The sequence below is a fragment of the Herbaspirillum rubrisubalbicans genome, assembly GCF_003719195.1.
Taxonomy (GTDB): domain Bacteria; phylum Pseudomonadota; class Gammaproteobacteria; order Burkholderiales; family Burkholderiaceae_D; genus Herbaspirillum; species Herbaspirillum rubrisubalbicans.
In genome coordinates, this window is record NZ_CP024996.1 from 2,289,269 (window position 1) to 2,302,966 (window position 13,698).

The 13,698-nt window shown below is 61.6% G+C and carries 9 protein-coding genes; 5 read left to right on the plus strand and 4 right to left on the minus strand.

Going from position 1 to position 13,698, the window contains the following annotated elements; genetic code table 11:
• Positions 1-44: 44 nt before the first annotated feature.
• From RC54_RS10320 to RC54_RS10330, 3 genes are read right to left on the minus strand one after another with little or no spacing between them, the layout of a single operon-like run.
• Positions 45-245, minus strand: a complete 201-nt coding sequence (locus RC54_RS10320) for a DUF1656 domain-containing protein (protein WP_017450990.1) — start codon at positions 243-245, stop codon at positions 45-47.
• Positions 235-2,442 (minus strand): FUSC family protein, encoded by a 2,208-nt coding sequence (locus RC54_RS10325; RefSeq protein WP_061788820.1) that lies wholly within the window; start codon positions 2,440-2,442, stop codon positions 235-237. The genes RC54_RS10320 and RC54_RS10325 overlap by 11 nt, the downstream gene beginning before the upstream one ends.
• Positions 2,439-3,938, minus strand: coding sequence for an efflux transporter outer membrane subunit (locus RC54_RS10330; protein ID WP_061788821.1), 1,500 nt, complete (start codon positions 3,936-3,938; stop codon positions 2,439-2,441). The genes RC54_RS10325 and RC54_RS10330 overlap by 4 nt, the downstream gene beginning before the upstream one ends.
• A gap of 248 nt (positions 3,939-4,186) precedes the next feature.
• Between RC54_RS10330 and RC54_RS10335 the strand changes: the two genes are divergently transcribed.
• The 5 genes from RC54_RS10335 to rraA all read left to right on the plus strand — a co-directional run bounded on the left by RC54_RS10335 (position 4,187) and on the right by rraA (position 10,977).
• The gene (locus RC54_RS10335; protein WP_058895245.1) at positions 4,187-5,167 is read left to right on the plus strand and encodes a LysR family transcriptional regulator; all 981 of its coding nucleotides are present in this window, start codon (positions 4,187-4,189) and stop codon (positions 5,165-5,167) included.
• 27 nt (positions 5,168-5,194) lie between these two features.
• The gene (gene crcB, locus RC54_RS10340; RefSeq protein WP_058895246.1) at positions 5,195-5,569 is read left to right on the plus strand and encodes a fluoride efflux transporter CrcB; all 375 of its coding nucleotides are present in this window, start codon (positions 5,195-5,197) and stop codon (positions 5,567-5,569) included.
• Between the two features lie 104 nt (positions 5,570-5,673).
• Positions 5,674-8,259, plus strand: a complete 2,586-nt coding sequence (gene clpB / locus RC54_RS10345; protein WP_058895247.1) for an ATP-dependent chaperone ClpB — start codon at positions 5,674-5,676, stop codon at positions 8,257-8,259.
• A gap of 455 nt (positions 8,260-8,714) precedes the next feature.
• Positions 8,715-10,436, plus strand: a complete 1,722-nt coding sequence (locus tag RC54_RS10350) for a diguanylate cyclase (protein ID WP_058895248.1) — start codon at positions 8,715-8,717, stop codon at positions 10,434-10,436.
• Positions 10,437-10,476: 40 nt separating this feature from the next.
• Entirely contained in the window at positions 10,477-10,977 is a 501-nt protein-coding gene (rraA, locus tag RC54_RS10355) for a ribonuclease E activity regulator RraA (RefSeq protein WP_061788822.1), read from the plus strand.
• A 75-nt stretch (positions 10,978-11,052) separates the two neighbouring features.
• On the opposite strand, the gene RC54_RS10360 is transcribed toward rraA, so the two are convergent.
• On the minus strand, positions 11,053-13,284 hold the full coding sequence (locus RC54_RS10360; protein WP_061788823.1) for an FUSC family membrane protein: 2,232 nt from the start codon (positions 13,282-13,284) through the stop codon (positions 11,053-11,055).
• Between the last annotated feature and the right edge of the window lie 414 nt (positions 13,285-13,698).

Consider the following 13,698-nt stretch of genomic DNA (forward strand, 5'->3'; position numbering starts at 1 on the left):
TTTATCTTTTCGTAAGCGATTGGGTGGGGCAGGCAGGCGCCGCTTCAGCGATAGACCGCCAGCCCCAGCAAGGCCGCCAGGCAGACGAACAGGCTGACCCTGAACAGTGCCGGGTGCCAGGTCAGTTCGTAGAAGCCCAGCCGTACCAGCACGCGGTCGGCCAGCATGGCGATGACAGCCGCGCCGATGGCCAGCAGCAGCACCGTCGGGATGTAGGCGTCGAAGAAGGAAATCTCACGTGGCATGGTGCGCTCCCGTTGTGTTGGTCTTGGCCCCGCCCGCGCGCATGGTATGCAGCGGCGATTGTTCATCGAGCAGGGCGGTACGGATGAAATGCAGGTAACTCAAGGTGCGTTGCAGGCGATGGCGTTCGCTGCGTTCGCGGTAGTGCGGGCCGATGGTGGTCTGGACTTCGACGATAGTGGCGTCGTTGGCTGCCAGGGCTGCCTCCAGCGTCGCCACCGAGGGCTCGGCAAAGAGCGCCGGAATGGTCTGGCGCAGACGGTTCAGGGCGGCATAGGCGGAGGCTGGCAACAAATCCGGGGTTTCAGTACGAATGCCATGCAGTTCGGTGCGCAGTTCGATGATGGCGTGTCCCACTTCCAGCGTGGCAAACATCCAGCCCAGCGCCTTCTGCCGCAGCAGCGGGCGGCTGCCGGTAAAGAGCGTGATCTGGTGCATCAGGTCGCGCGTGCCGCTTTCGAACTTCAGGGCCAGATGGCCTAGCTTGCCGAAGCAGGCATCCACTACCTGCTTGCGCAACTGCTTCTCCAGCACCCGCACGGTCCAGTCGGTGGTGGGCGGCAACAGCACCATGAAGGCCACGGCCGTGACCAGCAGTGACACCACCAGGGCTACTGATTCATTGATGTAGCCGGCAGCATTGAAATGGGCAAAGTTGTCCGGCACCGCCAGGAAGGGGAAGAAAATGCATATCCCCAGGCCATGACCGGCCCATTTGGGTTTGGTGGTCAGCAACACCGCCAGCATCAGCACCGGCGTCAAGGCGCTGGCCAGCATCCAATAGCCATCCAGGCGCGGCAGGATGTGGAAGGTATAGATGTAGCCCGCCACCGCCGCAAAGAGTACGCCGATGACGACCGTGCGCGTGGCCTTGGCCGGGTCGGGGGCGGCCGAGGTGATGGCGCAGAAGGCCGCGGCGTTGAGCACGGCCACGTCGCCGCTGGGCCAGCCGCTGGCGATCCAGAACGCCGACAGGCCCAACATGACGAGGGCGGCACGGGCACCGGCGATGAGCGCGGTGGTCATGCTGGTCTTGGGAGCGTAGGAGTGTTCCCATTGCTCGCGCTCGTGGTGGCGCTGGTTCAACGAGGCATAGGTCAGGGTGTAGGCGTGCAGTTCCTCGATGACGCGGTAGAGCAGCTCGGAGGCGGTATCGAAGTCCAGCAGGGCGCTGTCGCTCTGGCACTGGTCGGCCAGCGTGCCACGGGTGGCGCGCACCCGGCGCGGCAGTTCGTGCTTGAAGGCGTCCAGCTTCAAGGCGGCGTCGGCGGCATCGACTGCACTCATGACCGGCTCGCCGCTGGCGCGGGTGAGCAGCGGCTGCACTTGGCGGAAGTAGGGCGAGATCGCTGCGATCACTACCTGTGCACTGGGGGCCGGGTTGGCGTGCAGGCGGTTCATCAATTGGTGCAAGGCGTGCACGCGCGTGGACAAGGCCATGAATTCGCTATTCATGCGGGTCAGGCGACCACTGCGCACGCGCACTTCCGGGTCTTCGAAGATGGCTGCGCTGCGCAGGGCTTCCAGACCGATGATGTCGCCCACGAAGCGAGCATTGGTGGCTTCCAGTTGCTGGCGGTCGGCAGTGCCGCCCAGAGTGGCGCTGACCAGGTCGACGAAGGCCGTGAAGCGGCCGCGGATGATGCGCACCAGGCTGGGCGCGCTGGCCTGCGGGAACACCAGCGCACTGACCAGACCCACGCAGACGATGCCGACCATGATCTCGGTGACCCGTGTCATCACCGAGTCGAAGGTGGTGGCCGGATGCAGGGCGGCTGGCAGGCCGATCAGTGCCACCGTGTAGCCCGACAGCACGAAGCCATACGAGCGGAAGTTACGGTAGTGCGCCGAGCCCACCGTACACAGGCCGATCCACAAGGCCGAGGCCAGCAGGAACAGTTCGGGCGTCTGTGCAAACAGGTCGACGAAGAGCACGATGGCCGCCGAGCCGACCAGGGTGCCGATGACCCGGTAGAAGCTCTTGGCCAGGATCATGCCGCTTTGCGGCTGCATGACGATGAACACCGTGATGAGCGCCGAGCGCGGCGACTCCAGGTCCAGTCCGTAGCCGATGCCCAGCGCCAGCAGACCGGCGAAGACCATCTTGAAGACATATACCCAGGTCGGTGCTTCGCTGCGCCACCAGTCGCTGGCGGCTTCGCGTAGCTGGGCCTTGAGGGGCAGGGTAGGGGTAGTCATCGCGCCGCTACCTTGGCCGGCTCGGCTGCCGTGGTTGCGGCAGCGCTGGGCGTCTCAGGGCCATTGTCCATGCCACCCCCCAGTGCCGTTTGCAAGGCCGCATAGGCCGCCAGGCGCTGGGCCTGCAATTGCTGCACGATCTGTTGCTGGCGCAGCCATTGGGTCTGCGCGTGCAAGACATTGAGGTAGTCGGTTAGGCCTCGCTGGTAGGCGCGGGTGGCGATGTCCACGCTCTTTTGCGCGGCGCGCACCGATTCTTGCGCCTGCTGTTGCTGGCGCGCCACCGATTGCAGCGTGACAACCTGGTCGGAGATGCCCTTCAAGGCTTGCGACAGCAAGGCATTGTAGTGCTCCACCTCGATGTCGTAGCCGGCGCTGGCCGCACCCAGTTGGCCACGCAGGCGGCCACCTTCGAAGATCGGCAGCGAGATGGCCGGGCCGTAAGTGGTCTGCAGGTTGGGCGCCGAGAGGAAGGAGAACAAGCCACCACCAGCGGCGGCCGGGCCGATGCCGGCCAGCAAGTTGAGGTTGGGGTAGAAGGCCGCCTTGGCCACCGAAATGCCCTTGGCGGCGGCTTCCACGCGCCAGCGTGCGGCGCTGATATCGGGGCGGCGGCCCACCAGGTCGGCCGGCAGGGCGCTGGGCAGGCCGATGGCGGTATGCAGGGCCATGCCGGGGCGCGTGACGCCGTCGGCCGCGCCCGGGCCTTCACCCAGCAGGGCCGCCAACTGGTTGCGGATCAACGCGATGTTTTCCTGCAGGGCTTCGATCTGGCGCCGGGTTTCCGGCAAAGGGGCTTCGGCCTGGGTAATGTCCAATTGGGTGCCGAGGCCACCATTGAAGCGGCGGCGGGCCAGGTCGAGAATCTTCTGCTCTTCCTTGAGCATGGCTTCGGTGTTGTCCAGCAAGCCGTATTGCAGGGCCAACTGCACATAGGTGCGCACCACGTTGCCTTCCAGGTCGAGCTGCGCGGCACGGGCGTCGGCGGCGACCGCGTGCATTTCATCCTGGGCGCGCAGGGTGGTGTTCTTGTTGCGGTCCCACAGGTCGACGTTATAGGACAGGCCCAGCGTGGCGGTGTTGTTCCAGGTCAGTTTGTCGCGGAAGGCGGCGCCGTAATAGACGTTGTCGGACCAGTCCTTGCGGCCTACCGCCACATCCAGCTGGGCATTGGGCAATTCGCCGGCATGGGCCACCACCGCCATGGACTGGGCCTGGCGCACACGGGCTGCGGCCACTGCCATGCTGGGGTTGCCGGCCACGGCGCGCTTGACCAGTTGATCCAGTTGCGTATCGCCATACACCTGCCACCAGGTGCGTTGCGGCCAGCCGGCTTCGCTGGCAGTCTGGCGGATGGCCTGGCCGGCGTCGAGCACGGCAACGTCGCGCACCTGGGCTTGCGGCTTTATACCACCCTGGTCGGCGCAGCCAGCCATTGTCAGCGAAAGCGCAATGACGGTCAGCGCCGGTAACGTGGAGAAGGCAATACGTTTCATGGAATTACCCCCAAATATGCAAATATCAGAAGGGATGTATTCTATTTTGTAATTATTTTCGAAAAAATCCGGTATTTCGCAATTATTTATCTCTATATAAGCAATAATGATTGCACCAATCTGGGTAACAATGCTCTCATCGGGCATTGCGCCTGGACGCTTGCAATAGCTCAATGTCTGATCCAGGCCTTCGCATTGAGTTGTACTTTTTAGTTGTAATTCTTGGTTGTATTAGTCATAGGAAACCAATGGATACCCTGCAAAACATGCGCGTCTTCACGCGTGTGGTCGAGGCTGGCAGTTTTACCCAGGCGGCCCAGCAGATGGGCTTGACTACGGCCCATGTCTCGCGCGCGGTGGCTGATCTGGAGCGCCACCTGCGGACCCGCCTGATGAACCGTACCACGCGCCGCATTGCCCTGACCGAGGCGGGCGAACGTTATTTGCTGCGTTGCCAGCAGATCATGTCCTATGTTGATGAGGCCGAGGCCGAGGCCAGTGCGGCCTACGTCAAGCCGTCCGGGCGCCTGCGCATCCATGCCATGACCAGCTTCGGCCAGCGCTACGTGATTCCCTCCATTTCGGGCTATCACAAACGTTACCCGGATGTGGCGGTGGAGTTGACGTTGGCCCAGCGCATTCCCGACATGCTGGAAGAGGGCTACGACGTCTCGCTGGTGCTGGCGCGTGAATTGCCCGATTCCGGCCTGATCTACCGCCAGCTCGGTACCACCTTCAGCATGTTGTGTGCGGCCCCGGCCTACCTGGATAAATACGGGGTACCGCAGCAGCCGGCCGATCTGCTCCATCATTCCTGCCTGCAGTTGGTGAGCCCTATTTCCCCGTTGGACGAATGGGCGCTGGAGGGGCCGGAGGGGGCGTCGGTAATCGCCGTGAAGAGCTATTTCCAGGTCAACGTGGCCGAAGCCATGCTCACCGCCGTGCGCGAAGGCATGGGGATCGGCGTGCTGCCGATCTATTCGGCCGTGGATGCTTTGCGCGCGGGGACCATCGTGCGGGTGTTGCCGCAGCATCGCTTGCAGAACATGGGCGTGTATGCGCTGTATCCTTCACGTCAGTATCTGGACGCCAAGATCAGCACCTGGGTAGACTGGATGCACGAAACAGTGGACAAGACCTTGCAGGAAGACCATCAGGCGCTGGAACGCCTGGGCAGCCTGCGCGAGGAAATGCAGGGACTGGCTGCACGCGGCGCGACGCTGGTCTAATCAATCAAGGCAATCAAGGAGACCGCAATGGGATGGCTGGCCGTAGGGATGGGAGCAACGCTGGGTGCCTGGTTGCGCTGGCGTATCTCGGTGGTGTGGAACGTGGCCGGGCACTTTGTGCCGCTGGGCACGCTGGCGGCCAACTGGATCGGTGCTTTCGTGATCGGGTTCCTGGTGGCCTATTTCGAGGAACATCCCGGCTTGCCGCCGGAATGGCGACTCTTTGCTGTCACCGGTTTCCTGGGCGGGCTGACCACCTTCTCGACCTTCTCGGCCGAGGCCATGATCCTGCTGCAACGGGGGGACTACCTGTGGGCCATCGGCCACTCCGGCTTGCACCTGCTGGGCTCCATCGTGCTGTGCGTGACCGGCTTTGCCTGTTATCGCGCCTTGGTCGCATGACCATTGCCAGCGACCTGATGCAGATCAAAACAGACGGCATGATCATTGCTTGAAAATCAAAGGGCAGTCCCAATTTTCATAGCATTGAATAATTGGAGTCCATCATGCGTCTCGACAAACTCACTACCAAATTGCAGGAAGCGCTGGCCGACGCGCAATCCCAGGCGGTCGGCCACGACAATCAATACATTGAACCGGTTCACCTGATCCTGGCGCTGCTGAACCAAGACGATGGCGGCGCACGCTCGCTGTTGCAGCGCGCCGGCGTGAATGTGAACGGTCTCATCAGCGCCTTGCAGGCCGCGCTGAAGCGACTGCCGCAAGTCTCCGGCAATGGCGGCGAAGTGCAGGTCGGCCGGGAGCTGGTGGCCTTGCTCAACCTGGCCGACAAGGAAGCGCAAAAGCATGGCGACCAGTTCGTGGCCAGCGAAATGGTGCTGCTGGGCCTGGTGGACGACAAGTCCGACGCCGGCCGTGCCGCCCGCGAGAATGGGCTGACCCGCAAGTCGCTGGAAGCGGCCATCACCGCCGTGCGCGGTGGCGCCTCGGTCTCTTCGCAGCAAGATGAAGGCCAGCGTGAAGCCTTGAAGAAATACACCCTGGACCTGACCGAGCGCGCCCGTGCCGGCAAGCTCGATCCGGTGATCGGCCGTGACGATGAAATCCGCCGCGCCATCCAGGTGCTGCAACGGCGCAGCAAGAACAATCCGGTCTTGATCGGAGAACCCGGCGTGGGCAAGACTGCCATCGTCGAAGGCCTGGCCCAGCGCATCGTCAATGGCGAAGTGCCGGACAGCCTCAAGTCCAAGCGCGTACTGTCGCTGGACATGGCAGCGCTCTTGGCCGGTGCCAAGTATCGCGGTGAATTCGAGGAACGCCTCAAGGCGGTCTTGAAGGAAATCGCCCAGGACGAAGGCCAGACCATCGTCTTCATCGATGAGCTGCACACCATGGTCGGTGCCGGCAAGGCCGAAGGCGCCATGGATGCAGGCAACATGTTGAAGCCAGCCTTGGCACGCGGCGAACTGCATTGCGTGGGCGCCACCACCCTGGACGAATACCGTCAGTACATCGAAAAGGATGCTGCCCTGGAACGCCGCTTCCAGAAGATTCTGGTCGATGAGCCCAGCGTGGAAGCGACCATCGCCATCCTGCGCGGCCTGCAGGAAAAGTATGAAGTGCACCACGGTGTGGACATCACCGACCCGGCCATCGTGGCCGCCGCCGAGCTGTCGCATCGTTACATTACCGACCGCTTCCTGCCGGACAAGGCCATCGACCTGATCGACGAAGCTGCTTCGAAGATCAAGATCGAGATCGACTCCAAGCCGGAAGTGATGGACAAGCTCGACCGTCGCCTGATCCAGCTGAAGATCGAGCGCGAAGCCGTCAAGCGCGAGAAGGACGAAGCCTCGCAGAAGCGCCTGCAATTGATCGAGGAAGAGATTGAAAAACTGGAGCGCGAATATGCCGACCTGGAAGAAATCTGGAAGGCCGAGAAATCGACTGCCCAGGGCGGCCAGCAATTGAAGGAAGAAATCGAGAAGGTGCGCCTGCAGATGGAAGAGGCCACCCGCAAGAGCGACTGGCAGAAGGTCTCGGAACTGAAGTACGGCAAGCTGGCCGAGCTGGAAGCTGCGCTGGAGGTGCAGAACAAGAAGGATGCGGCCGGCGTGGTCAGCGAAAAGCCCAAGCTGGTGCGCACCCAGGTGGGCGCCGAGGAGATCGCCGAGATCGTGGCGCGCGCCACCGGCATTCCCGTATCGCGCATGATGCAGGGCGAGCGTGAAAAACTGCTTCATATGGAAGATGTGCTGCATGAACGTGTGGTCGGCCAGGACGAAGCCATCGTGGCGGTTTCCGACGCCATCCGTCGCTCCCGCGCGGGTCTGGGCGACCCCAGCAAGCCGTATGGCTCTTTCATGTTCCTGGGCCCCACCGGCGTGGGCAAGACCGAGCTGTGCAAGGCGCTGGCCTCCTATCTCTTCGATACCGAAGAAGCCATGATCCGCATCGACATGAGCGAATTCATGGAAAAGCATTCGGTGGCCCGTCTGATCGGGGCGCCCCCGGGTTATGTCGGTTATGAAGAGGGTGGTTACCTGACCGAAGCGGTGCGGCGCAAGCCCTACAGCGTGATCCTGCTCGATGAAATCGAGAAGGCGCACCCGGATGTCTTCAACGTACTGCTGCAAGTGCTGGACGATGGCCGTATGACCGATGGCCAGGGCCGCACCGTGGACTTCAAGAATACGGTGATCGTGATGACCTCCAACCTGGGTTCGCACAAGATCCAGAGCATGGAAGACAGCGATCCGGCGCTGGTGAAGCTGGCAGTCATGGCCGAGGTGCGCACCCACTTCCGCCCGGAATTCATCAACCGGGTCGATGAAATCGTGGTGTTCCACGCGTTGGATGCCAAGAACATCGGCGCCATCGCCAAGATCCAGTTACGCATCCTGGAGCAACGCCTGGCCAAACTGGAAATCGGCTTGCAGATCAGCGAAGCAGGTCTGCAGAAGATCGCCGAGGCCGGGTTCGATCCGGTCTATGGGGCCCGTCCGCTCAAGCGCGCCATCCAGCAGGAGATCGAGAATCCGCTGTCCAAGCAAATCCTGGCCGGCAAGTTCGGGCCCAAGGATGTGGTGCAGGTGGATGTGCAGAACGGGCAGTTGGCTTTCAGCAAGTAATACCAGCAACACCAGCCAGTCAATGGCGTGGTAGGGCGGCGGCGCATGTGTTCATGCGTCGCCGCTTTTTTATGTCTTTTGTGGCAACACGATCCAGTTTTCGTCAGCACTCCTGAACCTTGGTTCAGAAAAGTTGCAATACAATCAAAGTGATGATCGGATTTTCACTAGTCCAAGCTCGGCGCGGCTCTTGAACTGCTGCTCTGTCGGTCTATCCTCCGCCGCGTTGCAAAAAACGCTCCCCAAGACAGGGCGAATGTGATATTTACATCATCCAAGGGGGACGCGCCAGAACCAATAACGTCGGTGCGCCATTGATCCAGGGCTACGGCCTGTGCGGCAAATTGCCGGAACTGGGCAAGATTGCCTGGCAGCAAGGAATACATGGTCATATTCGCAATGTGCGGTCAACGTGTCAGCAAGAGCAGAAGGGGGCGATTCTGAAGCAATCGTCCTTGCAGCGGCTATTCATCCTGCCGTTCATCTTCCTCATGGTCTGCCTGGTGTTGACCATCGGCTGGTTCCTCTATCGCGCCGGTGACGATGCCACCGAGGTCTTGGCGCGCAATGCCTTGACCGAGGTGATGGGGCGCGTGAGCCAGGCCATCGACCGCCAGACCCAAGGCGCGCGGGAAACCCTCAACGTGATCGCGCCGCGGCCGGTGCCGCCGGTGGAGGTCGGCCAGGCCCCCGCCCTGCTGCCTTTCCCCAAGAGCCGCAAGGAGCTCGAAGATCGCCTGTGGCTGGCCAACTCGCTCTTCGATGAACCCAGCTATGTCTATTTCGGTGGCGTCGACGGCAGCTTCCTGGGCATCAAGCAGGAACAGCCCAATGTCTTCATGTATAGCGTGCGCGAGCCGGGGCAAAAGAACTACGTCTATTACCTGCGCGGCCCCGGCACCGAGATGAAGCTGGTCGCCGTGCAGGACTACGAACCGCGCAAGCGTCCCTGGTACGAGCAGGCGGTCAAGCAAGGTCACGAAACCTGGTCGCCGGTCTACATCGATTACCGCGTCAAGAACATCGTCGGCATCAATCTCTCCAAGCCCATTTTCGATGCCGATGGCACGCTGCTGGGCGTAGCCAATAGCAGCATCGGCTTGCAGCAACTGGGCGCACTGTTGCGCCAGGTGCCGCAGAGCACGCATGGCGTGGCCTTCGTCACCGAACTACAGGGCGACATGATCGCCACCTCCCTCAATGAGCCCATTTACCAGGCCGGCGAGCAGGGTAGTGAACCCATGCGCCTCAATGCTGGCCGTAGCACCTCGCCCTTGGTGCAGCAAGCCTTCGAGGAAGTACAAAGTTACCTGGCCACGCACCAGGCCGTGCCGGACAGGCTCGTGCTGCTGGGCGCGCGCAGCCAGGGCAGCAAGATCGAGGTGGCCTTCCGCCTGCATCGCGATCCGGCCGGACTGGAGTGGCTGGCCATCAGCGCAGCACCACGTTCTGACTTCCTGGGCTCGGTCACCAGTGGCGTCTACCAGACCCTGATACTGGGCTTGCTGGCCGTGGGCCTGAGCTTCGTGATCGGCTTGCTGCTGCTGCGCTGGGTGCTGCGCGACATCCGCAAGCTTACGCTGGCGGCCAAGAGCATCGGCAACGGCAGTCCCTTCCCCACGCTTAACATTGACCGTAACGATGAAATCGGCCAGTTGGCACAAAGCTTTGTGGAGATGGAACGCAACCTGCGCACTGATCGCCTGACCAATGTGCTCAACCGCGATTCCTTGATCGCGCAGATCGATTTCCGCCGCCGCAACAGTTCGCAGGCCGTGCCGCTGCACTTTGCCTTGCTCTTCATCGACCTCGACCGCTTCAAGGCGGTCAATGATGAATACGGTCACGATGAAGGCGACAAGGTTTTGATCACCATCGCCGAACGTTTGCAGCACAGCCTGCGGCACGACGATTCCGTGGCGCGTTTCGGCGGTGATGAATTCGTGGTCTACCTGCATGGCGTGACCGAGGTGGAGGTGGCGCGCAGCATCGGCGACAAGATCCGCCACGCCGTCAACAAGCCCATCGCAGGCCGCGATGGTCAGCAATACACGGTCGATGCCTCGGTAGGTGTGTCGCTCTACCCGGATGACGGGCTGGATGTGGAAACCCTGCTGCGGGTAGCCGACTCACGCATGTTCGACCAGAAGCGCCTGCACCGCATCCTGTCGGTGTGAGGCGTTGCAGATCATCCCCTCAAGCCTATTCGGAGCCATCATGACCCCTGCATCCTTTGCCACTTGTGACCTGTGCGACACCAACGAAGACAAGCTGGCCGCGGGCACGCTGCACGTCCTGCCGCCCATCTTCGCCAGCTTCGGCCGCAAGCAGGCCTTCGCCGGCCCGGCCAAGACCTTGAAGGTATTCGAGGATAACGTGATGGTGCGCGCCACCCTGGAGACGCCCGGCCATGGCCAGGTGCTGGTGGTCGATGGCGGCGGCAGCCTGCGCTGCGCGCTGGTGGGGGGCAATCTGGCGCAACTGGCGCAGGACAATGGCTGGGCCGGCATCCTGGTCAATGGTTGTGTGCGCGATGCGGCCGAATTGAATGCCTGCGAGGTCGGTATCCGGGCGCTGGCCACCCATCCGCAGCGCAGCTTCCGCAAGGGCGCGGGCGATGCCGATATCAAGGTCGGTATTGCCGGGGTGGCGGTGCATCCAGGTGACTGGATCTATGCCGATGTGGATGGAGTGCTGGTCTCGCGCACGCCGCTTTGAGCGTTTTGCTTCACCTTCAGCCTCATCTTTCCAGCCCGCCGCGAGCGGGCTTTTGTTTGGGCGGCTGCAGGCCGCTCAATCCGGCGCTTTGCGCAGCACCTGGTCGATGGCCGCGGTCTGGATGACAATTTCCTTCAGATCCTGGTTCAGCAGGCTGGTGCGGCGGCGCAGGTTGTCCCAGCCTGACCAGGCGCTGGCTTCGGCCGCCATCGGCTCGGGTGCGACCGGGCCGATCAGTTCGATCTTGCCCGAGATGGCTTTGTCTTCTGGTGCGGTGGGTGACACCGTGACGGCGCCGCTGCGCTTTTTCGGCTGGGGTGTCAGCAGGCGCTGGGCTTCGGCCAGGTGCTGGCTGGCTTCCAGGTAGGTTTCCTCGATCAGTCTGGCCACCGCAGCCTCGGGCATGTTGTCCTGATGGCGCCGCAGCATCAGGCGCAGGGCGGCAATGTGGGCCGCCACCAGATAGTTCTGGACGATGAAGCGATTCAGTTCGCGCACGGCGCGCTGCTTGGTGGCTGGTTCATCCATCATGCGCACCAGCGCCGAGATCAGTGCGGCCAGGCTGTCCATGAAACCCTTGCGGCAGACCCGGTAGAAGAAGTCATCCTTGACCTTGCCTTCCAGCATGTCGCGGCTGGCGGTCAGGTAGCGCTGGCTGGCCTTGAGTACGTTGCGCAGCAGCTTGGGCAGGTCGCGGTATTCCCAGGCTGGCAGCACATAGCTGAAGACAGTGGCGATCAATACGCCAATGATGGTATCGATCAGCCGCTCGCCGATCACGGTCTGGTGACCGGCCGGCATCAGCAGGTTCAACAGCATCAGGATCTGCACCGAGGCGGCGATGGCGGTATAGCGGTACTTGATGTAGGTGAAGGCCGGTGCGGCCACGCTGGCGGCAAACAGCACCGCCAACTGGCCCAGTGGATTGTGCACGAAGCGCAGGATCAGCAAGGTAATCAGGCAGCCGATGAGGGTGCCGATGAGGCGGTCGGCCATGCGCTGCTTGGTGGCGCTGAAATTGGGCTTGAGGATGATGACGATGGTCAGCACGATCCAATAGCCGTGCGACATGTAGGGCAGGTGTCCGGCGATCCACAGGCCGGTCGTCACCGCCAGCGCCACCCGGATGGCAAAGCGGAAGATCGGCGACTGCCAGCGCAGGTTCACCAGCAGCATGTTGAACTTGAACTTCTGCTGGGTCAGGAACGGTGTCATGTCCGAGCCCGGCAGGATGGGCAGCGGGTCCACAGGATTTTGTGTGGCCTGGTGCACCTGGCCGATCAGTTCGATGATGTCGCGGATCTTGTTGTAGGTCACGCGCAGCAGGGTGAGCGCTTCTTCGGAGGCTTGTCGCGGGCCTGGCTGGGCCAGTTCGCGGATCTCGAACTGCACCGCGCGCAGCTCGGCCTTGTAGTTTACGCTGGGCTCGGAGGCCTTGTTGCGGGTGACGGCATAGGCGATCGATTCGATGTCCTGGGCCGCCTTGGTGGCCAAGTCGCGCAGGAAGATCATGACATCGGTGCCGCCGAAGTGCTGCCGCAGGAAGGCGTAGTCAGCATGGGTGGAGAGCACCTGTTCATAGAGCTCAAGCATCGACAGATGCACCTGCACCAGCAAACCATCCTGCTTGGTGTGCAGGTCGCGCAGGATCAAGTCGCGCGAGGCCTGCTGCTTGTCGGCCACCACGATCTGCTGGCGCACCAGCTGATTGAACTGATTGGCCAGGTCGTGCTTGACGTCATAAAAATCGGCCTTGATGCGCAGGTAGCGCGCCAGTTCGAAGAGCGCCTCGGCCAGCACCTGCTGCTTGATGCGCCGGCGCAGGAACCACGATACCGCCATCGAATAGGCCAGGTAACCCAGGCCGCCACCCAGGAACAGCGCGGCGTGCAGGAAGGCGTCGGCAATGGGCACCTGGTTTTCCATCGACAGGGTCATCACCATGAGTGCGGCGAACTGCAGCGGCATGGTCTTCTTGCCATAGACCACCATCATGCTGGCAAAGAAGCTGACCACCACCATCATGGCGCTGAGCAGCCAGGGCACCGGTGCGCACAAGCTGATGATGAGCATGACCAGGGTACAGAGCAGCACGCCGGCCAGCATTTCATTGAATTTGTGGCGCAGCGGGCTGGGCAGGTCCATCAGGCTGGTACAGAGCGCACCGAGGAAGACCGTCATGGTGGTGGTCATGTCGGCCACGTTGAACACCAGCAGGGTCAGGCCGACTACCCCGATTGCGATCCGCACACCCGTATAGAAATAATGACTGAAGAGGAAAGTGCGAATGTCCAGGGCGTAATGCATGTAGACAGGGGCGGCGTTGCATCGCCGCTTAATAATTAGTTAGGGGCTTATTCTCTGCCTTCTTTGCAGATTAAACAACCCGACCTGGAAAAGCAGTTCAACCAGCTGCGGGATGAAGAAAAAAGCGAATTTCCTGTCGCGGCCCGCTACACGGATGAGGATCAGGCGTCATTCGTGGCAGTGTTCATATGAACGATCACGCTGCGAGAGGTTTCATTTAGGCGATATTTTACGATACGAAATCTTCATTTCGCATCATGAAAAACGCCAGTGCGCTGCATCAAAAATCTTTTTCATTCTCTGGATTTTTGTTTCGTATCGCAAAAAGAAGAGTGTAAGTAACTGATTTTATTCGTATAAAAATTTTACAGATATCTTATATAAGACATTGTTGCTCCGCTCCTGCAGGCCTAC